Below are 21,286 nucleotides of genomic sequence, written 5' to 3'. Positions count from 1 at the left end.
CTCATTCATGCCGGAGGGCTTCGATGGGACGGAGCTTCGCGGCGCGGGAAGCCGGGTAGCTGCCGAAGAACAGGCCGATCAGCGCCGAGACCGCGAACGCCAGCAGCACCGACGACGGCACGAGCACGGGCTGGATGCCCGCGATGGTGAACCGGCTGCCGACCACGCCCGCCGCCACCCCCAGGGCGCCGCCGAACAGGCTCAGCAGGGTCGCCTCGATCAGGAACTGCCCGAGGATCGAGGACCGGGGCGCCCCCACGGCCTTGCGGATGCCGATCTCCCGGATCCGCTCGGTGACGGTCACCAGCATGATGTTCGTGATGCCGATCCCGCCCACCAGCAACGAGATCGCGGCCACCGACGCCAGCAGCACGGTGAACGTCTCCGTCGTCGCGGTCCGCGCGGTCAGCAGCTGGTCCTGGCTCAGGATCCGGTAGTCGGCCGTGCCGGTGGTCTTGTGCCGCCCGTTGAGGATTGTCGTCACCTGGGCCTGCGCGTCCGGCAGCGCGTCCGCGGACCGTGCCTGCACCACGATCTGGGTGAGGCCGCCGTAGCCGGTCAGCGCGTTCTGCGTGGTCGTCAGCGGCGCCACGGCCAGGTCGTCCGCGTCCTGCAGACCGCTGGAACCCTTGGCCGCCAGCACCCCGACCACCGTGAACGGGATGTTGTTGACCAGCACGGACTTCCCGACCGGGTCGAGACCGGGGAAGAGCTGCGCGGCCACGGTCGCGCCGATCACGACGACCTTGCGCGCCTGCTGGACGTCGTTGTCGGAGAACAGGTTGCCCTGCGCGACCGCGCTGTTCGTGGTGTCGAAGTAGCGCGGGTCCGAGCCGATGAACTGCCCGATGTCGTGCGTGGTGTCGCCGTACCCGGCCGTCGCCTGAGCCGACACGACGGGTGAGGCGTACTTGACGGCGGGGGAGTCCTGACCCACCAGCGCCGCCGCGTCCGCCGTGGTCAGCGGCTTGGCCGTGGTGCCGGGCTGGGCGCGTTGAGGGCTGATCGTCAGGATGTTCGTGCCGAGCCCCGCGATGCTCTGCTGCACCGCGCTCGACGCGCCGTTGCCGACCGCGATCAGCAGGATCACCGACGCGACACCGATCAGGATGCCCAGGGTCGTGAGCCCGGACCGCATCTTGTTCGCGGTCAGCCCTCGCACGGCGAAGGCGGCGATCTCGAAGATCCTCACACCAGCACCCCCGCGACCCTGCCGTCGACGACCCGCACGGTCCGCATGGCGTGCGCGGCGACCTCGTCCTCGTGCGTGATCAGCACGACGGTGCGGCCAGTGGCGTTGAGCCGGTCGAGGATGCCCAGCACCTCACGGCTGGAGTCCGTGTCGAGGTTCCCGGTCGGCTCGTCGGCGAGCACGATCGCGGGCGAGGTGACCAACGCCCGCGCGATGGCGACGCGCTGCTGCTGACCACCGGACAACTCGTTGGGGCGGTGGTGAGTCCGGTCCCGGAGACCGACGAGGTCGAGCGCCGCCAGCGCCCTCTCCCGGCGCTGGGCACGCCGAACTCCCGCGTACACCAGCGGGAGCTCGACGTTCGCGAGTGCCGTCGTGCGCGGCACCAGGTTGAAGGACTGGAAGACGAAACCGATCTTCCTGTTGCGCAGCAACGAGAGCTGCTCCTCGTCGAACTCGCCCGTGTCGATCCCGTCGAGCAGGTACTCGCCGCCCGACGGCACGTCGAGACACCCGAGGATGTTCAGCAGCGTCGACTTGCCGGACCCCGACGCGCCCATGATCGCGATGTACTCGCCCTTCTGGACGGTCAGGTCGAGCCCGCGCAACGCGTGCACGGCCGTGTCGCCGCTGCCGTAGGTCTTGCGGAGGTCGCGGACCTCGATGACCGGGCTCATCGACCGGTCCCGGTGAAGCCGCCACCGTTGCGCTGACCACCGGTGCCGGGGAACTGGCCACCCTGCTGCTGTCCCGTGCGGTTCTGCCCCGTCGACGTGGTCACCGGCGGCAGCACGACCTCCTCGCCGGCGGTCAGCCCGGACCTGATCTCCACGTACTGGTCGCCGCGCACCCCGATCTCGACGGTCCTGCGCGTCTCCGCCCCGTTCTCCAGCACCGCCACCGAACTCGCACCGCCGGCGGTCTGCACGGCCGCGGCGGGCACGGCGAGCACGTTGGTGGCCCCCGCGACGGTGATCTCGACACTGGCCGACTGGCCGGGCCTCAGCCCTGCCGGCGGCTCGGTCAGCGTGAGCGTGACGCCGTACTGCACGACGTTGTTCGCGGTCGTGGGCGTGAGATCGACCTGCGTGACCTTGGCCTGGATCGGCTGCGACTGCATCGCGTTGACCGTGACGGTCGCCGCCTGGTCGCCCTTGAGCTTGCTGACGTCGGACTCGGAGACGTTCGCGTGCAGCACCAGGTTCTTCAGGTCGGTGACGACGACGAACCCGGACGCGGTGGTGGTGCTCGTCGTGCTGGAGGAGGTGCTGGAGCTGTTGCCGCTGCTGACCTTCTGGCCGACGGCGCCGATGACCGACGTGATCGTGCCGTCGCCGGGAGCGGTCAGCGTGGTGGCCGCGAGCGCGTCCTTCGCCTGCTGGAGCGCCAGCTGCGCCTGCCGGTAGGCCGTGAGCAACGCGGTAGTGCCGGTTCCCTTGTCCAGCGCGGCGTTCAGGTTGCCCTGCGCGATGTCGACCTGCAGCTGAGCCTGCGCCGGGTCGAGCTTCGCGAGCTGCTGGCCCTTCGTGACGACGTCGCCGACCTTGACGTTGATCTCGGTGACCGTGCCGCTCGCGCCGAACGACGCGGCGGCGCTGAACGAGCTCTGCACCGTCCCGGACGCCGTCACCACCTCGCTGACGTCGCGGTTCGCGGCGGCGGCCGTGCGGGCGGCGGTGGGCTGGGCGCTGCCGGAGGAACCGAAGAACACCAGGTAGCCGGCGACCCCGGCGCCGAGGAGCACCACCACCAACAGTCCGTTGATCACCAGGGATCTACGACGTCGAGTCATGGCTGGGGATGGTCGTCCGCCAAGCTGTGGCAGCGCTGCGAGTTTCCTGGCAACGAGCTGAAGATCAGGCGATCCGTTTTCACCCGAACGAGCCTCTTGTTGCTTTGGGAGCAAGCCCTACGGTCGAGGAATGGCCACCAGTACTCCATCTACCGCATACAGCCGGGACCTGGGCGACGAGCTGCGCAAAGTACGCGAGACGTCGTCCGAACTCACGGGCGCCGCACTGGCCGTCCGCCTGGGCTGGGATCCCAGCAAGGTCTCCACGCTGGAGAACGGCAAGTACCGCCCCAGCGAGATCGACCTCGTGCAGTACCTCTCGATGCTCGGCAAGGACATCGACTTCTTCGAGGACTTCAAACGCCGCTTCCGGTACGCGTTCGAGGAGTACATCGTCCAGGTCTCGGACAACCTCCGCACACTGGCGATGGCCGAGTCGACCGCCACGATGATCACCAGTTACGACCCGCAGGCGGTGCCGGGCTTGTCGCAGACACCGGAGTACGCCGACAGCCTGTACAGGATGGGCGGGTACATCGTGGAGGAGCGGATCCCCACGGTGGTCAAGTTCCGGATGGACCGGCAGGCGATCCTGAACCGGCACAACCGCCCGAGTTGCTTGTTCTACATCCACGAACATGCGTTGCAGACACAGGTCGGCGACGCGCAGACGATGGAAGACCAGTACGCCAAGCTGCTGTTCGGGGCGCCCACCATCCGGATCGTCCCAGCGACGGCGAAGCTCGTGGCCACCAGTTGCGTGCTGTGGGAGTACCACAAGGCGATGCCCGTGGCGTTCACGTCGACCGACCTGGCGAAGGTGTTCGTGCAGGATCCGGGCGCCATCGCGCGGACCCGGCTGCTGTTCGACCGCTTGGCCGAGGTCGCTCTGGATGAGGAACAATCGCGGAAGGTGCTGGCGGACTACGTCGGCCGACCGCGAGAGGAACTCAATGAGCGAGGCCCGCGCTTGGCGTAAGAGCAGCTACAGCGGCGCGACCGAGGACGACAACTGCGTCGAGGTGTCCTTGTCCTCCGACGCTCTGGTCCGCGACTCGAAGAACCCGTCCGGAGGCGTCCTGACCTTCACTTCTGCCGCCTGGAAAAATTTCCTAGAGAACCGTTGAACCGTCTCCCGTCCCACTACGTGTTCCCGCCGTCGAACGGGATCGAGGGGGATGGGTCATGGCGGACGAGAAGACGGTGCTGATCGGTAAGTGCGGTCCGACGGTCATGCTGCCGAAGCAGGGCAGCCGGGTCGTGCCGCTGCGTCAGACCGCTCCGCTGCGGGTGGACGTGGCGGGTGGCGGCCCGGTCGGCCTCGCCTTCGCGTGCACGATCAAGTCGTTGCTGGGGGAGCAGGTCTCGGTCCGCGTGCACGACCGCCGCTGGATGCGCCAGGGCAACCGCGTCGTGTGGAAGGGCCTGGCCGAGGGCAACAACCGCCGCGAGCAGGTCGTGACGCTGCAGAGCAACGTCTGGGCCTCCCTGCCCGTCGCCGTGCAGGAGCGGTTGTTCGCGCCCGGCAAGTTCTCCGAGATGTGGCCGCTCGGCCCGGACTCCCCGGCGTCCAAGGGCCGTCCGCGCAACATCAAGATCCGCTGGATCGAGGACTGCCTGCTCGACATGGCCCAGGACGTCTACGGCATCGAGGTCGTCCCCGGCGCCTACACGCCTCCCGCCCGCTTCGACGGCCTGCACGTGCTCGCGATCGCCGACGGCGCCCGCTCCGCCACCCGCGCGGCGTTCTCGTCCCAGTTCGGCACCCCGAGCCGGGAACTGTTCTCCGTGGACGGTTCGCCGCTGGACGAGCGCGTCCTCGGCATCCGCGTCACCGCGAAGTCGCCCGACGAGCACACCGTCCCGCTGACCGTGGCGCAGAACAGGTTCCTCTTCAACTCGCTCGGCGGCGGCTTCATCAACATGCGCCTCACCGCCGAGGAGGCGTCGGAGATCGTCGCCCTGGGCGAGAGCGGCCCCGTCTCGTGCATCGGCAAGTTCGGCTGCACCATGCGTCCCGCCTCGAACGGCCGTTTCGTCTGCGACCGGCACCGCGCGGTGTTCAAGCCCTCGGTCGACAAGCTCTCCTACCTGTGGCCCCGGATCCTCGACGGCCTGCGCTTCTTCGGCGTCGGCGTGGCGGACGTCGTCGGCATCAACTCGTTCACGCTCGGCATGCAGCAGATGTCGAAGTTCACCGCGCAGCTCGCGCCGTCCACGTTCGGCTTCCTGCTCGGCGACGCCGCGAACTCGCTGCACTTCTGGCCTGGCCGCGGCCTCAACACCGGCCTCAAGAGCGCCCTCTCGCTCGCCGTGAACCTGCAGAAGCGCTGGCGCGGCAAGGCTTTCCGCGCCGCTGACTTCGCGCAGCACGAGGGCATCATGCAGCAGCTCCAGTACCGCGAGAAGTCGCGTGCGTGGACCACCATGCTCATGCCCGACTCCGAAGGCACCCCGCGCGGCATCGAGGACCGCATCCGGGAGGGCCTCCAGGGTCCCGCCGACCGTGCCGCGCTGGTCAAGACGCTGTTCGAGCGCGTTCTCGACATCAAGAAGCGCATGGGCGACCGCATGGGCCCACTGGCCACCGACGAGTGGTACTACGGCCGCGTCAACGCCCTGGACACCCGGACGCTGAAGGTCCTGGTGGAGTCCGGCGCGTGGATCACCCGGGAGATCGGGGGCGAGGAGGTCGAGGTCCCCTCGGCCGCACCCGCCGCTACCGCCCCGGAGCCGGTCCGCCGGGGTCTCTCCCTGGTCAGCTAGCCGACAGTCGTGCGCAGAGAGCGCACCGCGTCCAGCAGGAGATCACGCAAGGTCCGGGTCTCGCCCGGTCGCGTCCACTGCCGGAACGCCGCCTGCTGCGCGAGCATGGCGGCACCGGCGGCGAGGAACGCGGTCTCGGGATCACCGCACCGCGCCTGCAACGCGGCCGCGATGGCCTCGGTGAGCGCGGCGTTCTTGCCGAGCTCGCGCTCCAGCAACTCCGGGTTGGCGGCGATGACGGCGTGACGGCGCGCCACCACGGCGCGGTGGTCCTCGAACATCTTGTCGGCCACGACCTCCAGCGCGCGCACGACGGCGTCGAGCGGCGGCAAGGCGTCGTCGCCGGCCGCGATCTCGCGGACGATCTCCTCCTGGAGCCGTGAGCTCAGCCTGAACAGCACCTCGCGCTTGTCCGCGAAGTGGTTGAAGAACGTCCGCTGGGTGAGCTCCGCCCGCTGGACGATCTCGGCGACCGTCGTGCGCTCGAACCCCTGCTGGTCGAAGAGCTCCAGCGCGGCGGTCTGCAGGCGCTCGGCTGCGTCCGGTTTCCATCGCGGCATGGTCCTGAGACTAGCGATTGCACAATGTGCAGTCACTGGTGCTACGGTGATTGCACAAGCTGCAATCACATCAGGAGGCTTTCTCATGGCCGAGGTGTCGATCGTCCGTCCCGGCGAGGGCGAACTCATCGCGAGCGGTCCGTCGCAGATCCGGATCCTCGAGGACGGCAGCAACACCGCTCACCGCCTGGGAATCGGCGAGGTCGTCATCCCGCCGCACACCCCCGGTCCTCCGCAACACCGCCACGCGCAGCACGACGAGGGCTTCTACGTGCTCACGGGCACCGTGCGGTTCACCATCGGGCAGGACGACCACGACGTCGAAGCGGGTTCGTGGGTCACGGTCCCGCCGGGGGCACCGCACACCTTCGCCAACCCGGGCGACGATCCGGCGGTCATGCTGACCACCTTCACGCCGGACCTCTACGTGCAGTACTTCCGCGACCTCAAGGCGATGGTCGAGTCCGGGCGGCCCCTGAACCGCGAGACCATGGTGCCGATCTGGCAGAACTACGCGACCGAACCGTCCACCGAGTTCGCGCCGTGACCGACCGCCAGGTACACCCAGGCCTCGATTCCCGAAGCGAGCCGCACGAGTGCTCGCCGGTAGTCGTCCACCTCGTAGAGGTCCGCCGCCGCCAGCTCCGCGGTCGTCACTTCCAGCACGGTCCCCGCGGTCGCGTCGGCGGGGTCGCCGGTGTGCCGCAGGATCGGGTGCCGGTCCGTTCCGCTGACCGCGATCACGGCGGGGTCGGTGATCGTCACCCAGTCCTGCCGGTAGCCGGGCAGCACGTCCTGCCTGCCGGTCAGCGTCCGCCCGAAGTGCTCGACCTGGACCGGTGGCGTCTGCAACGTCCCGTAGGAGAAGAGGTTCACGACGGCGTCCGCCGCACCGCCGATCCGCCGCAGCACGGGACGGGCGACGTCGGAGTTGCCGATCACGACCGAAGCCCTTCCGGCCGGCTCGACCTCGTCCAGGTAACGGCGGCTCGCGGCGTGGTACCGCTGCTCGAAGGCCCGCCGCGCCTGCTCCAGCCCGCCCAGCAGCTCGGTGTCACGCCGGGTGCCGCGTTCGAAGGCCACCTCGAACGGCGTGTCGACGAAGACGACCTCGTCCCACTTCAGCTCCCGCTGCAGGAAGCTCCCGTCCACCACCAGGACCAGGTCGTCCGGCGCGGTGACCGGTGGCTCGTCCAGGGGAGTGTCCGAACGCAGGTCGATGATCCGCTCGCGGTACCGGCGGTCTCCGCCGGGCCCGAGCGGTTCCAGCACCAGCCGTGAGAACGCGTCGAAGTCGTAGGCGTCCAGGTAGTAGCCGTCCGCCGAGTCGCGGCCCTGCCGGTGCCGCACGGCGCGGGGCTGGTGGAACCCGTCCATCGACAGGTGCGCGGCGGACCGGCCCCGCGCGGCGACGGCCGCGGTCAGCTCGCGGGCCAGCGTCGTCTTGCCCGACGCGGTGATCCCGTCCACCGCCACCCGCAGCGGACGCCCGAGCCCGGCGAGGTGGTCGGCGATCCGGCCCAGCACGCGCTCCCGAGGAGTGATCACGGGGCCGAACTCTAGTCTTCCTCGACCTCGCGCCTGGAAAGCCTGACTTCCTCGACGTCGAGCTTGCGCTGGATCGTCCGCAGCACGATGTCGTCGATGGCGGCCTCGTCGCGCAACCGCACCACGGTCGCCCGCTTGTGCGCGATCAGCTCCAGCCGCAGCGCCGCGTACTCGACCTCGGACTGCGCCACCTGCTCGTCGCCGGCCTCCTTGGCCCGCACGACCTGCAGGTGGTGTTCGTACTCGGCGAGCACCCGCTTGTAGACGACGTCGGAGACGCCCACCTTGTCAGCGAGACGGGGCAGAGCCTCGTAGGCCTCCTCCGAGGCCGTCGACTGGGCCAGCCTGAGCTCCTCGTCCAGTGCCGTGTCCTCGGGCAGTTGCGAGAACCGGATGATCGAGGGCAGCAGCACCGCCTGCACGATCAGCGTCAGCACCACGACGCCGGACGTGATCAGGATGATCTCGTCGCGGAACGGGAACGGCCCGCCACCCACCACCGTCTCGGGCACGGCCAGCGCGGCGGCCAGCGACACCGCGCCGCGGAACCCGGCGGCCGACGACACCAGCCGCTGGCGGGCACCGACGCGCCGCAGCCGTTGCTGGGGACGGCGGTCGAGGGCCCGGATCACATAGGGAGTCGTGTAGCTCCACAGCAGGCGCGTGCCCGTCACCGTCAGCGCCACCAGCCCGATGGCGCCGAACGTCGCCAGGGTCTCCGAGCCGTCCAGCGACCGGATCGCGCTGTGCGCCTGGAGCCCGATCAGGACGAACAGGGCACCGTTGAGCACGAACGTGGCGATGCCCCAGAACGCGTAGCTCACCTGGCGGGTGTCGGCACGCACGATGCGCGGCCCGACCCGCGCCAGCGTCAGGCCGCACGTCACCACGGCGATCACGCCGGAGCCGTGCACGGTCTCGGCCAGCAGGAACGCCGCGAACGGGGTCAGGATGCTGACCACGCTCTCGTGCAACGGGCTGTCGAGCCGCTTGCGCACCTGCACCGCGAGCCACGCGACGACCAACCCGGCCACCGCGCCGCCCGCGTACGACAGCACCAGCTGCAGGCCGACCCGCCCGGTGCTGAACTGCTGCTCACCGGCCGTGATGGCGACCGCGATCGCGTAGATCACGAGAGCCGTGCCGTCGTTGATCAACGACTCCGCGCGCAGGATCGTCGTCGTGCGGCGCGGCATTCCACGGGCGATCGCCGCGACGGCGGTCGCGTCGGTGGGTGCGAGAGCCGCGCCGAGCACCCACGCCGGACCCCAGCCGAGGCCCAGCGCGTGGGCGACGGAGGCGACGGCCGCGGCGGTGGCGAGCACGAGCAGCGTGCTGAGCAGCACGATCGGGCGCAGGTTGCTGCGGATCTCCCGCAACGAGGTGTTGAGGCTCTCCCAGTACAGCAAAGCCGGCAGGAAGATCAGCAACATCGCCTCCGGCGGGAGGCTGACCTCTTGCAGGGCGGGCACGAAGCCGAGCACCCCGCCGCACACCACCAGCAGCACCGGGGCGGCGACGCGCAACCGGCCGGACACCATGCTGCTCGCGAGGATGCACACACCCAGCACCACTACGAGTTCGAGACCGAGCATGCGCTAGAAGATAGGCCGATCAGGCGCTCAGCGCGTCATCCAGCTCGGCCAGCAGGCGGGACTTGGGACGCGCTCCCACGATCTGCCTGATCGGCACGCCGTCGCGGAACAGCAACATCGTCGGCAGCGACATGACCTGGTGGTCGCGGGCGGTGGCGGTGTTCTCGTCGGCGTTGATCTTGACGACGGTCAGGTCGTCCCGCTCGCGGTCGATCTCCTCCAGCACGGGCGTGAGCATGTGGCACGGCCCGCACCACTGCGCCCAGAACTCCACGAGGACGGTGCCCGTCCGGGTCTGGTCCGAGAACGTGGCGTCGGTCAGCTGCTGCACTGGAACTCCTTGGGTTCGGGCACGAGGCACGGGTCCTGGAAGGCGAGTCTGGCCAGCAGGAACTCCCGGACGGTGTTGAGCCGGTCCAGGCAGGCGTCCACCTCGGCGAGCTTGCGCCGGTAGACCTCCCGCGAGTCCGGGCACGAGTCACCCGACTCGTGCCCCGCGCGCAGGCACGCGACGAACGGCCGGGTGTCCTCCAGGGACAGCCCGACCGCCTGCAGCGACTGGATCTCGCGGACCAGCCGCAGGTGGTGCTCGTCGTACTCGCGGTAGCCGTTGGGCGTGGGGGGGGGGGGGGGGGGGCCCGGGGGGGGGGTGGGGGTCGTCGTCGCCGGGGGGGTCGGGGGGGGGGGGGGGGGGCGCTTCGAGGAGCCCTTCGGACTCGTAGAAGCGCAGCGCACGGGTCGTGGTGCCGGCTCGCTTGGCCAGTTCGCCGATCCTCATGGACCGAACGCTAAACCTTGACGCTCACGTCAACGCAACACTTCGGCTGGGAGCGCCCTGCCAATCGCCGCACCGCGATCCGCAACCAGGAAAATATTCCCGCTCCGGCCAGGAGTCCCACCCAGTGGCCGCCCCGGCGTGAGGCCCCTCAACGCTCGCAGAATGCGGGTAAACGACGAGAGGGGGACCAGTGGGCACACGACTGCACCTGGCCGCCGCGCTCCACGCGACCGGCGAAGAAGCCTTCAACGCTAGGCATTGGGCCGAACTCGTGCGCGAGGCCGAGGAAGCCAAGCTCGACTTCGTCACGTTCGACGACTCGCTCGGCGGCCGGCCGGGCCTGGACGCGGTGCTCACGGCCGCGCGCATCGCCCCGCTGACCACGCACGTCGGCCTGGTGCCGACGGCGGTGGTGACGCACACCGAGCCGTTCCACCTGTCGAAGGCGATCGCGACGCTCGACCACGTGAGCGGGGGACGGGCGGGCGTCCAGCTGGCCGTCGCACCCGATCCCGCTGACGCCAGGCACTTCGGGCGCCGTTCGGCCGGACCGGAGTCCGAGCTGTGGGAGGAGGCCGCGGACTACGCGGAGGTGCTGCGCCGGTTGTGGGACAGCTGGGAGGACGACGCGGAGATCCGCGACGTGGCCACCGGGCGGTTCATCGACCGCGAGAAGCTGCACCACATCGACTTCGAGGGCCGGTGGTTCAAGGTGCGCGGACCGTCGATCACACCGCGCCCGCCGCAGGGGCACCCGCTGATCGCGGCCTCGGAGCCGTTGGGCGACATCGTGTTCGCGGACGAAGTGTCGGCATCGGAGAGGCTCGTGTTCCGAGACGTCGAGGCGTCAACTCCGATCGAGGAGCTGGTCGCCTGGCACGACGAGGGTTTCGCCGGCTTCCGGCTGCACGGTGACCTCCGGCTGATCACCCGCGAGGTCGTGCCGGAACTGAGGCGGCGCGGACTGTTCCGCACCGAGTACGAGCACACGACGTTGCGCGGCCACCTCGGCCTCGCCCGGCCGGCCAACCAGTTCGCCTAGGAGGAACGCGAGATGCCCAAGCAGATCCACCTCGCCGCGCACTTCCCCGGCGTGAACAACACGACCGTCTGGAGCGATCCCCAGGCGGGCAGCCACATCGAGTTCGCGTCCTTCGTCCACTTGGCACAGACGGCCGAACGGGCGAAGTTCGACTTCTTCTTCCTGGCCGAGGGGTTGCGGCTGCGCGAGCAGGGCGGCGAGATCTACGACCTGGACGTCGTCGGCCGGCCGGACACGTTCACCGTGCTCGCCGCGCTGGCCGCCGTCACCGACAGGCTCGGCCTGGCGGGCACGATCAACTCCACCTTCAACGAACCCTACGAGGTGGCGCGGCAGTTCGCCTCGCTCGACCACCTGTCGGACGGTCGTGCCGCCTGGAACGTCGTCACCTCGTGGGACGCGTTCACCGGTGAGAACTTCCGGCGCGGTGGGTTCCTCAAGCAGGAGGACCGGTACACGCGCGCGGAGTCGTTCCTGCGCACCGCGTGGAAGCTGTTCGACACCGGGGTGGGGCCGTTCGAGCACACCGACCAGCACTTCGACATCAGCGGCACGTTCGGCGTTCCTCGCTCGCCGCAAGGGCGTCCGGTGATCCTGCAGGCGGGGGACTCCGAGGAGGGCCGCGAGTTCGCCGCCGCCACCGCCGACGCGATCTTCTCACGGCACGCGACCCTGGAGGCGGGCCAGAAGTTCTACAGCGACGTGAAGAGCCGTCTGGCCAAGTACGGCCGCACGCACGACCAGCTGGTGGTGCTGCCCGCGGCCACGTTCGTCCTCGGCGACACGGACGCGGACGCGCAGGAGAAGGCCGCTGTGGTGCGGCGGCAGCAGGTCAGCGGCGCGACCGCCATCCGGTTCCTGGAGCAGGTGTGGAACCGGGACCTGAGCGGCTACGACCCGGACGGGCCGCTGCCCGACGTCGAGCCGCTGACCGGCGAGAACACCATCGCGAAGGGCCGCGCGAGCGTGCGGATGTTCAAGGACCCGGTGCAGACCGCGCGGGAGTGGCGGGAGAAGGCCGCCGCCAAGAACCTGTCCATCCGCGACCTCGTGATCGACGTGAGCGCCCGGCAGACGTTCGTCGGGCCGGCGGACAGCGTCGCCACGCAGATCGACGACCTCGTGCAGCAGGACGCGGCCGACGGGTTCATCCTCGTACCGCACGTGACGCCGGGCGGGCTCGACGAGTTCGCGGACACCGTCGTGCCGTTGCTGCAGGAGCGCGGCGTTTTCCGGGCCGACTACACAGGTCCGGCGCTGAGGGATCATCTCGGTGTCCGATAGTTGTTCAGCACGTGGACGTCCTTGCCCGGCCGGTTCACCGGTACCTAACGTGAGCGTCGTTGAGTGAGTGCTCTCCTCAAGAGCGCAGGGAAGGGAGGACAGGATGAAAGGCGCTGCCGCTTTGGTCCTGTCCTCCCGCTGTCGCACCGCCTGTACGAGCTGACACTTCCCGCTCGTCTCACGTTCCCCGCCGCGGCAAGGACTCGCCATGACCTCTGGCACGCTGACGCTTGTGTCCACAAAGGACGATGATCTGCCCTCTCTGCCCGTCGTGCCCGCCCGCCACCCGTGGCGCTGGGTCGGCGTCGCGTTCGTGCTGGTGCTCGCCGCGCAGTTCGTGCACGGCCTGGTCACGAACCCCGCGTGGGACTGGCCGACGTTCGCCCGCTACTTCACCGCTCAGTCGATCCTGACCGCTGTGGGCACGACCATCGTGCTGACCGTGCTCGGCACCGTGCTGGGGTTCGCGCTCGGGATCGTCGTGGCAGTGCTGCGGATGTCGAAGAGCCCGTTCCTGAGCGCTGTGGGCTGGACCTACATCTGGGCGTTCCGGTCGATCCCGCTGATCGTGCAGTTGCTGTTCTGGTTCAACATCTCCTACCTGTACCAGCGGCTTTCGCTCGGCGTTCCGTTCGGGCCGGAGTTCGTCAGCTTCGAGACGATCGCGCTGATCAGCCCCATGGGCGCGGCCGTGCTGGGGCTCGCGTTGCACCAGGCGGCCTACGCGGCGGAGATCGTCCGCTCCGGCGTGATCTCGGTGGACCGCGGGCAGCTGGAGGCGGCGGCCGCACTGGGCATCCCGAGGTTCCGGCAGTTCCGCAGGATCGTGCTGCCCCAGGCGATGCGGTCGATCCTGCCCAACGCGGCCAACGAGGTGATCAGCCTGTTCAAGGGCACGTCGGTCGTCTCCGTGATGGCCATCGGCGAGCTCTTCTACCAGGTTCAGGTCATCTACGGCCGCAACGCCCGGGTCGTGGCGCTGCTGATGGTCGCGACCGTCTGGTACATCATCCTGACCACCCTGCTCTCGATCGGCCAGCACTACGTCGAGCGCTACTTCGCGCGAGGAGACCGCAGGTGATCGAGGTTCTGGGCGTGCACAAGAGCTTCGGTGCGCTCGAAGTGCTGCGCGGGGTGTCGCTCGAGGTCGCGGCCGGCGAGGTCGTGGTGGTGCTCGGGCCGTCCGGCTCCGGCAAGTCGACGTTGCTGCGCGCCATCAACCACCTGGAGAAGGTCGACCGCGGGTACATCACGATCGACGGCGAGCTGATCGGCTACCGGCGCCGCGGCGGGAAGCTGCACGAGCTCAAGGAAAGCGAGATCCTCAAGCAGCGCAAGGACATCGGGTTCGTCTTCCAGAACTTCAACCTGTTCCCGCACCTCACCGCGCTGGAGAACGTCGCGGAGGTGGCGGCGCTCTCCGACGCACGGCACTTCCTGGAGCGTGTGGGGCTCGCCGACAAGGCGGACGCGTACCCGCGGCAGCTCTCCGGCGGCCAGCAGCAACGCGTCGCCATCGCCAGGGCCCTCGCCACGCGGCCGAAGGTCGTGCTGTTCGACGAACCGACGTCCGCGCTGGACCCCGAACTGGTCGGCGAGGTGCTGGACGTGCTGCGCGACCTCGCCCGTTCCGGCACCACGATGGTCGTCGTCACGCACGAGATCGGCTTCGCCCGCGAGGTGGCCGACCGGATCGTGTTCATCGACGACGGCGTGATCGTCGAGCAGGGATCACCCGGCGAGGTGCTCGACCACCCGGTCCACGAGCGCACCCGCGCTTTCCTGTCCAAGGTTCTGTAGAAGGAGTTCGTTGTGCGCAAAGTACTTCTCGCCGTGCTGGCGTTCGGTCTGGCTGCCTGCGGCACGGCCGGTGGTGAGGAGCCCGCCGAGGTCTCGGGCCTGAGCGTGAACCTCAGCCCGCAGCAGAACCGCGTGACCGCGGTGAAGGACGACAAGATCGCGGCGAAGGTGCCGGAGAGGTTCAGAACGAAGGGGGAGCTGGTGATCGGCGGATCCGCCGGCACAGCGCCACCTCTGCGGTTCTACGCCACCGATGACAAGACCGTGATCGGTGTCGAGACCGACATCGCCACGCTGGTCGCCGACGTGCTGGGCTTGAAGCCCCGTCTCGAGGTCGCGTCGTGGGAGAACCTGTTCGTCGGTCTGGACAGCGGTGCCTACGACCTCGGCCTGTCGAACATCACGGTGACCGAGGCGCGCAAGGAGAAGTACGACTTCGCCACCTACCGCCTGGACACGCTGGCGTTCGAGGCCAAGAAGGGCGGCACCTGGAAGGTGAAGGAGCCCAAGGACGTGGCGGGCAAGGTGATCGCCGTGACGTCGGGCACCAACCAGGAGAAGATCCTTCTCGACTGGAGCACCCGCAACGTCGCCGCCGGCCTGCCGGCCACCGACATCAAGTACTTCCAGAACTCGTCGGACTACTACCTGGCGCTGCAGTCCGGCCGCATCGACGCCTACCTCGGCCCGAACCCCACGTCGGCCTACCACGCGGCGACGTCCGGGCAGACCGAGGTGATCGGCAACTTCTCCGGTGGCGCCGCGGTCCAAGGCAAGATCGCCGCGACGACGAAGAAGGACAGCGGGCTCGTGACTCCCGTCCAGGAGGCCCTGAACCAGTTGATCGCCAACGGCAAGTACGCCGAGGTGCTGAAGCGCTGGGGCCTGTCCGACGAGGCCGTGCCGGCGTCCGAGATCAACCCGCAGGGCCTGCCCAAGAGCTGAGGAGGTGCGACATGAGGTTCAGCATCACCATCGACACCGAGGACGAGAACACCGCGCTGCGGCTGCTCGGCGCGCTGACCGACGCGGGCCTGGTGCCGGCGGTCGAGGCCGCGGTCGAGGAGGTGGACGTCCGGATCCTGCCGGACACGCGGCAGGTGCTGGTGCACGACAAGCCCGTCGAGCTGACGCGGCTCGAGTTCGAACTGCTGCTCCACCTGTGCTCCCACACCGACCGGGTGCACCGCCGGCGTGAGCTGCTGTCGGCCGTGTGGGGCGTCGACGACGACTACAGCGGTGGCCGCACGGTCGACGTGCACGTCCGGCGGGTGCGCCAGAAGCTCGCTGACGCGGCGGAGATCGTCCAGACCGTCCGCGGCGTCGGGTACCTGGTCGCGTCGAGCGGCCGGTTCCGGGTGGAGCGGTCGCCGAACGTGGTACGCCTCGCGGACCGGCGTGCCGGGTAAACGAGTTGCCCCGGCCCTGGGCGCGGTGTTGCATGGGAGGCTCATCCGGGGGAGTTGATCGATGCTCGACGGCGAGACCGCCACCGACGTGTCCCTTGTGGACGAACTGGTTCGCACGCAGTTCCCGCGCTGGCACGGTCTGCCGATCACCGAGGTCGTGCACGGCGGTACGAGCCACGCCCTGTACCGGCTGGGCGACGACCTGGCGGTGCGGCTGCCGCGCCGCGAGTGGGCGAGGGACGACCCTTCCAAGGAAGCGGTCGTCCTCCCTCTGGTCGCGCCGTACCTGCCGGTCGCCGTGCCGGAACCGCTGGCGCTGGGCGAGCCCGCGCCGGACTACCCGTACCAGTGGTCGGTGGTGCGCTGGGTCGAGGGTGAGATGGCCCCGGTCGAGGAAGTGTCCGAGGACACGCCGCACCGGCTCGCAGCCCTGATCCGCGCGCTGCACGAGGTGGACGCCACAGACCGGCCGTGGACCGCCGGTCGCGGTCGCCTCGACGCCCACGACAACGACGACGCCGTCCGCTCCTGCATCGCGCAGGTCGGCGGTGACCCCGGGCTGGTCGCGATCTGGGAGGACGGCCTCGAAGCCCCGCGCTGGGATCGGCCCGGCCGGTGGCTGCACGCCGACCTGCACGTCGGCAACCTGCTCTTCGCCGGCGGTGAGCTGACCGGTGTGATCGACTGGGGCAGCGCCGGCGTCGGCGACCCGGCAGCGGACCTCATGACGGCCTGGTTGTACCTCGACGAACGAGGTCGCAAGGCGTTCCAGCGCGAGATGAGCGAGTACGACGACGCCGCCTGGGCGCGTGCGAAGGGCTGGGCGCTGCACCTCGCCGTGCTCGCGCTGCCGTACTACCGCGACACCAACCTGTTCCTCGCGGGCATCGCCCGTCGGACGCTCGACCAGCTGTGTCCCGGGTGGGACGGCTGATGCTGGTCGGCGAGTTCGTCACCGAGGCGGTAGGTGGCCTGGCCGGTGCCGTCGTGCCCGCGCACCGGTCGTGGAGACATCGCCACCCAGCCGGGCTTGCCGGCGCGGCCGTCGGCGGTCTCATGACCGCGTGGGTTTTCCTCGACGAACGCGTCCGCGGGGCTGAGCCCTCGAACTCGGTCGCGGGTATCACCCGCCACGCCCCGGCCCAGCTACTCGCGGAACGCGCCGGGTGACACACCCGTCTCGCGGACGAAGAACTTCGTGAAGTTCGTGGCCTCGCTGAACCCGAGCCGGTGCCCGATCGCCGCCGACGACAGGCCGGTGTGCACGAGCAGCCGCTTGGCCTCCAGCGTCACGCGGGCGTCGATCAACGCCTTCGCGGACTGCCCGGTCGCGGCCAGGCAGATGCGGTTGAGGCTGCGCGTCGAGTAACCGATCCTGGCCGCGTACTCGGCGGCGTTGCGGGTGGTGGCGAACGAGCGTTCCAGCTCTTGCTGGAAGCGCTCGAAGCGGGGGTCGTGCCTGGGGGTGTCGCCCGGCAGCCGGGCGATGCGCAGGAGCAGCGCGCCCAGCAGCTGGCGCAGCAGGTCTACCGGCTCGTTGGTCAGCAGGTTGCGGCGGTACTCCTGCCGCACGTCCTGCACGGCGCGGCTGAAGACCGCCAGCTCCGCCTTGGGCACCGTGTGCAGCACCGGGCCGAACGGGCTGAGGACCGGTGGTGGGAACGCGGGGGTGAAAAGCACCATGAGTGCCTCGGCCGAGCCCGTGGGCAGGCGGAGCACTCGGCCCGGGCTGATGTGCAGCAGCGTGCCGGAGGCGCACGGGTGGTCCACGAAATCGACCATGGTGGTGGCGGTGCCCGCGGTGAACACGAACAGCTGGTGGAAGTCGGTGCGGTGCACCTTCGTGAGTGTGTCCCCGGTGAGGCGGCGGCGGAGCACGCCGAGGTCGAGTGCTTCCAGGCCCAGCTGCCCGCGGTCTGGGTTGCTGAAGCCGAACTGCGCTACCTGTCCACTTTTGACCATGGTGAGGCGTGATCCTACCTCGATCGGGCGCGGCCGGTGGAGCACTGTGTGAGCCATGGACAACAAGGAAATCGTGCTCAAGGCCGCAGGCGAGCTGTTCGGCGACAAGGACCCGTCCGCCGTGGACCGCTGGGTGGCACCGGACTACCGCCAGCACAGCTCGCTCGTCGCGGACGGACCCGAGGCGCTGCGCGGCCTCGTCGCGACCCTGCCGGAGGGCTTCCGCTACGAACTGGCCCGGGTGATCGCGGATGGTGATCTAGTTGCGCTGCACGGGGTCTACCACGGGTTCGGGCCTGAGCCGCTGGTCGCGTTCGACCTGTTCCGCGTGCGGGACGGCAAGCTCGCCGAGCACTGGGACGCGCTCACGCCCGTCGTCGAGAACACCGCGAGTGGACGGTCCCAGACGGACGGTGCCTCGCAGCCCGCCGATGTGGACACCGAGCGCAGCCGTCAGCTCGTCAAGGAGTTCGCCCAGCGGATCCTGCAGGACGCCGACTACTCGGTGCTGACCGACTACATCTCCACCGAGACCTACCTGCAGCACAACCCGGAGGCCGCGGACGGGCTCGACGGGTTCGGCGCCGCCGCCGCGAACTGGGCCCAGCAAGGCAAGAACCTCGTGTACAAGACCGTTCACCAGGTCGTGGCCGAGGGTGATCTCGTGCTGCTGCAGTCGGAAGGCGAGTTCGGCGAGCCGGTCGCGTACTGGGACCTGTTCCGCGTCCAGGACGGCAGGATCGTCGAGCACTGGGACGTCATCGCGCCGATCCCCGCCGCCCTGCCGCACGCCAACGGACTGTTCTGACATGCTCGCCACCCTGCCCGGCTACCGGGACGCGGTCGCACTGGACGAGTCCTTCCGCCCGCTCGGTGCACCCGCGCCCGCCCACGAACTCGACCGGCTGACGAGCCTCGCCCTGCGGATGCTCGGCGACGACCCGTGGGTCGGCGGGTTCCCGCTGCCCGGGAACGCCGGCGAACGGCGGCGCCTGCTGCGGGCGGTGCTGACGATCCGCGGGCCCGCGCCGCTCGACCCGGAACTCGTCGCCGTGCTGGACGCCCTGCTCGGCGGCGAACGTCAGCGCACGCCGCCGGCCGATGTGGTGACGCTGCCCGCACCGATCGCGGTGTGGCGCGGCGACATCACGCGGCTGGCGGCCGACGCGATCGTCAACGCCGCCAACGACGCGATGCTCGGCTGCTTCCAGCCCTTGCACGCCTGCGTCGACAACGCGATCCACGCCGTGGCCGGGCCGCGGCTGCGGGCCGACTGCGGGCGGATCATGTCGCTGCAGGGCACACCGGAACCGACCGGCACCGCGAAGATCACCCGCGGCTACCACCTGCCCGCGTCGTTCGTGCTGCACACCGTCGGACCGATCGTGCACGGAAGTCCGTCGCCCGCCGAGGAGAGCGCACTCGCCGACTCCTACCGGGCGTGCCTCGACCTCGCCGCCGAGGTGCCAGGAATCCGCACGATCGCGTTCTGCGCCATCAGCACGGGGATCTTCGGCTTCCCGAAGCGACCGGCCGCGCGGATCGCCACCGGCACGGTCCGGGACTGGCTCGCCGCGCACCCCGGCCGGTTCGACCGCGTGGTGTTCGTGGCGTTCAAGGCCGAGGACGAAGGTCTCTACCGGGAGTTGTCGTGACACTGGAACGCTGGCTGGACGAGGCAGACCGCGTGCTGATCGCCGCGGGCGCGGGACTGTCGGCGGCGGCGGGCTACGACTACTCGGACTCCGAACGGTTCGCCGAGTTGTTCCCCGTGCTGCACGAGAAAGGGCTGTGGGCGCGGTACCAGTTGATCGGGCTGCCGCTGCCGCCCAGGCTGCTGTGGGGCTACTGGTCCGTGCACGTCGACGACATCCGGTTCGGCGAGGAACCGAACCCCGTGTACACGCGGCTGCGGGAGGTGGTCGGCACCCGTGACCACTTCGTGTTCACGTCCAACGTGGACGGGCTGTTCGAGCGCAACGGGTTCGACGCGGAGAGGGTCTGGACGCCTCAAGGGGACTACGGCCGCTACCAGTGCGAGACGCCGTGCACGCGCGAGACGTGGCCGAGCAGGCCGATCGTCGAGGCCGCGCTCGCCACCTACGATGCGGCGACGGGCGAGGTCACGGCCGTGCCGTCCTGCCCGCGCTGCGGGGGTGAGGTGTTCCTGAACGTGCACAAAGGACCCGAGTACGTGCCGGACCACTACCTGCCCGCCGGGCAACGGCTGCGCGACTGGCTGGACGACGGCGTGCTCGTCGTCGAGATGGGCGCCGGGTACAGCACGCCCGGAGTCATCCGCTCCCCGGTCGAGTCGGTGGTGCGTGCACTGCCGGGTGCGCGGCTGGTGCGGATCAACACCGCGCACGCCGAGGTGCCGGCGGACCTGGCCGGGCGTGCCCTGAGCGTGCGGGCGGACGTCGCGGAGGTGCTGGCATGAGGATCACGGCGGCCGTCGTGGGGGAGAGGCACGGCGAGTTCGAGCTGCGCGAGGTGCTCCTCGACGAACCGCGGGAGGGCGAGGTCCTGGTCCGGGTCGTGGCGGCGGGGATCTGCCACACGGACTCGATCACCCGGCACGGCGACCTGCCGTTCCCGTTGCCGGGCGTGCTCGGCCACGAGGGCGCGGGCGTCGTCGAGGCGGTCGGGCCGGGAGTGTCCGGTGTGGCCGAGGGAGATCACGTCGTGCTGGGCTGGCCCTGGTGCGGCGACTGCCGCAACTGCCTCGATGGTCAGCCGCGGTACTGCCTCAGGCTGGGAGACCTGCTCGTGGGCGGCGGCCGCGACGACGGGTCGACCGCGTTGCGCGGCCTCGACGGCTCGCCGCTCGCGAGCCACTTCTTCGGGCAGTCGTCGTTCGCGACGCACGCGATCGTCCCGTGGCGCGGTCTCGTGCCGGTCGAAGGGCCACTGGAACTGCTCGGCCCAATGGCGTGTGGACTGTCGACCGGTGCGGGCGCCGTGCTGAACGTGCTGAAGCCGCACTCCGGTTCGTCCGTGGTCGTCTACGGCGCCGGCACGGTCGGGCTCGCCGCCATCATGGCCGCGCTCAACAGCGGGGCGACCCGGATCATCGCGGTCGACCGGCACGAGTCCCGGCTCGCGCTCGCCCGGCGGTTCGGCGCCACCGACACGGTGAACGTCACCGTGGACGAGCCCGTCGCGGCGGTGCACGAGATCTGCGCCGGGCCCGCCGACTTCAGTCTGGAGTGCACCGGAGTCGTGGCGGTCTGCCGTCAGGCCGTGGACTCGGTGGGGATGCGCGGGACGTGCGCTCTCATCGGCGGAGCGCCGGCAGGGGCGCGCGTCGAACTGGACCACCTCAGCACGCTGTGGGGCAAGCGGGTCGTCGGTGTGCTCGGCGGGGAGGGGCGGAGCGCGGCGCTCATCACGACGCTGATCGACCTCCACCGGCAGGGGAGGTTCCCGTTCGACGAGCTCGTCACGCACTTCCCGTTCGGCGCCGTGGGGGACGCGATGCGGGCGGCGGAGGCGGGTGAGGTGATCAAGCCGGTGCTGCTGATGCCATAGCACGTCGCGCCATCCGCGAACCGGAGT

General features: G+C 69.9%; 24 protein-coding genes and 1 pseudogene. 16 read left to right on the top strand and 9 right to left on the bottom strand.

All coding sequences use genetic code 11. From position 1 onward, the window contains the following. Position 1: 1 nt before the first annotated feature. From ORI60_RS02500 to ORI60_RS02490, 3 genes are read right to left on the bottom strand one after another with little or no spacing between them, the layout of a single operon-like run. On the bottom strand, positions 2 to 1,192 hold the full coding sequence (locus ORI60_RS02500) for an ABC transporter permease (protein WP_266033528.1): 1,191 nt from the start codon (positions 1,190 to 1,192) through the stop codon (positions 2 to 4). After that, positions 1,189 to 1,869: an ABC transporter ATP-binding protein gene (locus ORI60_RS02495; protein ID WP_266033525.1), complete on the bottom strand. Its 681-nt coding sequence runs from the start codon at positions 1,867 to 1,869 to the stop codon at positions 1,189 to 1,191. Before ORI60_RS02495 ends, ORI60_RS02500 begins: the two co-directional genes overlap by 4 nt. Next, the gene (locus tag ORI60_RS02490) at positions 1,866 to 2,984 is read right to left on the bottom strand and encodes an efflux RND transporter periplasmic adaptor subunit (protein WP_266033523.1); all 1,119 of its coding nucleotides are present in this window, start codon (positions 2,982 to 2,984) and stop codon (positions 1,866 to 1,868) included. The genes ORI60_RS02495 and ORI60_RS02490 overlap by 4 nt, the downstream gene beginning before the upstream one ends. 130 nt (positions 2,985 to 3,114) lie before the next feature. Here ORI60_RS02490 and ORI60_RS02485 point away from each other — a divergent pair, with 130 nt between their 5' ends. From ORI60_RS02485 to ORI60_RS02475, 3 genes are read left to right on the top strand one after another with little or no spacing between them, the layout of a single operon-like run. Beyond that, entirely contained in the window at positions 3,115 to 3,963 is an 849-nt protein-coding gene (locus ORI60_RS02485; RefSeq protein ID WP_266033520.1) for a helix-turn-helix domain-containing protein, read from the top strand. After that, entirely contained in the window at positions 3,878 to 4,111 is a 234-nt protein-coding gene (locus tag ORI60_RS02480; RefSeq protein ID WP_319985094.1) for a DUF397 domain-containing protein, read from the top strand. Before ORI60_RS02485 ends, ORI60_RS02480 begins: the two co-directional genes overlap by 86 nt. 58 nt (positions 4,112 to 4,169) lie before the next feature. Continuing rightward, positions 4,170 to 5,750 carry a hypothetical protein gene (locus ORI60_RS02475; protein ID WP_266033512.1) on the top strand — a complete coding sequence of 527 codons (1,581 nt, stop codon included), beginning with the start codon at positions 4,170 to 4,172 and terminating at the stop codon, positions 5,748 to 5,750. On the opposite strand, the gene ORI60_RS02470 is transcribed toward ORI60_RS02475, so the two are convergent. Then, the gene (locus tag ORI60_RS02470) at positions 5,747 to 6,310 is read right to left on the bottom strand and encodes a TetR/AcrR family transcriptional regulator (protein ID WP_266033509.1); all 564 of its coding nucleotides are present in this window, start codon (positions 6,308 to 6,310) and stop codon (positions 5,747 to 5,749) included. The two genes, ORI60_RS02475 and ORI60_RS02470, sit on opposite strands and share 4 nt — an antisense overlap. A gap of 85 nt (positions 6,311 to 6,395) precedes the next feature. On the opposite strand from ORI60_RS02470, the gene ORI60_RS02465 reads away from it, so the two are divergent. After that, the gene (locus ORI60_RS02465) at positions 6,396 to 6,857 is read left to right on the top strand and encodes a cupin domain-containing protein (protein WP_266033506.1); all 462 of its coding nucleotides are present in this window, start codon (positions 6,396 to 6,398) and stop codon (positions 6,855 to 6,857) included. Here the strand turns inward: ORI60_RS02465 and ORI60_RS02460 are convergent. The 4 genes and pseudogenes from ORI60_RS02460 to ORI60_RS02445 all read right to left on the bottom strand — a co-directional run. Then, complete coding sequence (locus ORI60_RS02460) at positions 6,821 to 7,858, bottom strand: gamma-glutamylcyclotransferase (RefSeq protein ID WP_266033504.1); 1,038 nt, start codon at positions 7,856 to 7,858, stop codon at positions 6,821 to 6,823. The genes ORI60_RS02465 and ORI60_RS02460 overlap by 37 nt on opposite strands. An 11-nt stretch (positions 7,859 to 7,869) precedes the next feature. Beyond that, on the bottom strand, positions 7,870 to 9,453 hold the full coding sequence (locus ORI60_RS02455; RefSeq protein ID WP_266033501.1) for a Na+/H+ antiporter: 1,584 nt from the start codon (positions 9,451 to 9,453) through the stop codon (positions 7,870 to 7,872). A 19-nt stretch (positions 9,454 to 9,472) separates the two neighbouring features. Further along, positions 9,473 to 9,784, bottom strand: coding sequence for a thioredoxin (trxA, locus tag ORI60_RS02450; protein WP_258948591.1), 312 nt, complete (start codon positions 9,782 to 9,784; stop codon positions 9,473 to 9,475). Further along, positions 9,775 to 10,225, bottom strand: a pseudogene (locus ORI60_RS02445) (MerR family DNA-binding transcriptional regulator); the annotation flags it as partial. The pseudogene ORI60_RS02445 and the gene trxA, both read right to left, overlap by 10 nt. A gap of 196 nt (positions 10,226 to 10,421) precedes the next feature. Here ORI60_RS02445 and ORI60_RS02440 point away from each other — a divergent pair. The 8 genes from ORI60_RS02440 to ORI60_RS02405 all read left to right on the top strand — a co-directional run bounded on the left by ORI60_RS02440 (position 10,422) and on the right by ORI60_RS02405 (position 16,936). Next, complete coding sequence (locus ORI60_RS02440) at positions 10,422 to 11,273, top strand: LLM class flavin-dependent oxidoreductase (protein WP_266033495.1); 852 nt, start codon at positions 10,422 to 10,424, stop codon at positions 11,271 to 11,273. Between the two features lie 12 nt (positions 11,274 to 11,285). Continuing rightward, positions 11,286 to 12,557, top strand: coding sequence for an LLM class flavin-dependent oxidoreductase (locus ORI60_RS02435; protein ID WP_266033492.1), 1,272 nt, complete (start codon positions 11,286 to 11,288; stop codon positions 12,555 to 12,557). 208 nt (positions 12,558 to 12,765) lie between these two features. Next, positions 12,766 to 13,638: an amino acid ABC transporter permease gene (locus ORI60_RS02430; protein WP_266033489.1), complete on the top strand. Its 873-nt coding sequence runs from the start codon at positions 12,766 to 12,768 to the stop codon at positions 13,636 to 13,638. Further along, positions 13,635 to 14,357: an amino acid ABC transporter ATP-binding protein gene (locus tag ORI60_RS02425; RefSeq protein ID WP_266033486.1), complete on the top strand. Its 723-nt coding sequence runs from the start codon at positions 13,635 to 13,637 to the stop codon at positions 14,355 to 14,357. The genes ORI60_RS02430 and ORI60_RS02425 overlap by 4 nt, the downstream gene beginning before the upstream one ends. A 12-nt stretch (positions 14,358 to 14,369) precedes the next feature. After that, positions 14,370 to 15,302 (top strand): ABC transporter substrate-binding protein, encoded by a 933-nt coding sequence (locus ORI60_RS02420; RefSeq protein ID WP_266033484.1) that lies wholly within the window; start codon positions 14,370 to 14,372, stop codon positions 15,300 to 15,302. Between the two features lie 11 nt (positions 15,303 to 15,313). After that, positions 15,314 to 15,766, top strand: a complete 453-nt coding sequence (locus ORI60_RS02415; protein ID WP_266033482.1) for a winged helix-turn-helix domain-containing protein — start codon at positions 15,314 to 15,316, stop codon at positions 15,764 to 15,766. A 61-nt stretch (positions 15,767 to 15,827) separates the two neighbouring features. After that, positions 15,828 to 16,700 (top strand): aminoglycoside phosphotransferase family protein, encoded by an 873-nt coding sequence (locus tag ORI60_RS02410; protein WP_266033479.1) that lies wholly within the window; start codon positions 15,828 to 15,830, stop codon positions 16,698 to 16,700. After that, a complete protein-coding gene (locus ORI60_RS02405) occupies positions 16,700 to 16,936 on the top strand; it encodes a hypothetical protein (RefSeq protein ID WP_266033476.1) in 237 nt (78 codons plus the stop codon). The genes ORI60_RS02410 and ORI60_RS02405 overlap by 1 nt, the downstream gene beginning before the upstream one ends. Here ORI60_RS02405 and ORI60_RS02400 read toward each other — a convergent pair. Continuing rightward, positions 16,913 to 17,785: an AraC family transcriptional regulator gene (locus ORI60_RS02400; RefSeq protein ID WP_266033475.1), complete on the bottom strand. Its 873-nt coding sequence runs from the start codon at positions 17,783 to 17,785 to the stop codon at positions 16,913 to 16,915. The two genes, ORI60_RS02405 and ORI60_RS02400, sit on opposite strands and share 24 nt — an antisense overlap. On the opposite strand from ORI60_RS02400, the gene ORI60_RS02395 reads away from it, so the two are divergent. The 4 genes from ORI60_RS02395 to ORI60_RS02380 are packed head-to-tail and all read left to right on the top strand — an operon-like array spanning position 17,784 to position 21,259. Beyond that, positions 17,784 to 18,536, top strand: a complete 753-nt coding sequence (locus ORI60_RS02395) for a nuclear transport factor 2 family protein (RefSeq protein WP_266033473.1) — start codon at positions 17,784 to 17,786, stop codon at positions 18,534 to 18,536. The genes ORI60_RS02400 and ORI60_RS02395 overlap by 2 nt on opposite strands. A gap of 1 nt (position 18,537) precedes the next feature. Next, entirely contained in the window at positions 18,538 to 19,383 is an 846-nt protein-coding gene (locus tag ORI60_RS02390; protein ID WP_266033472.1) for a protein-ADP-ribose hydrolase, read from the top strand. Further along, complete coding sequence (locus tag ORI60_RS02385; protein WP_266033471.1) at positions 19,380 to 20,168, top strand: hypothetical protein; 789 nt, start codon at positions 19,380 to 19,382, stop codon at positions 20,166 to 20,168. The genes ORI60_RS02390 and ORI60_RS02385 overlap by 4 nt, the downstream gene beginning before the upstream one ends. Next, on the top strand, positions 20,165 to 21,259 hold the full coding sequence (locus tag ORI60_RS02380) for an NAD(P)-dependent alcohol dehydrogenase (RefSeq protein WP_266033470.1): 1,095 nt from the start codon (positions 20,165 to 20,167) through the stop codon (positions 21,257 to 21,259). The genes ORI60_RS02385 and ORI60_RS02380 overlap by 4 nt, the downstream gene beginning before the upstream one ends. The last annotated feature ends 27 nt before the right edge of the window (positions 21,260 to 21,286 follow it).

The organism is Lentzea sp. NEAU-D7, assembly GCF_026242055.1.
Classification (GTDB): domain Bacteria; phylum Actinomycetota; class Actinomycetes; order Mycobacteriales; family Pseudonocardiaceae; genus Lentzea.
Note: the sequence above shows the minus strand (reverse complement) of the source record. Positions and strands in the feature narration are given on the sequence as shown.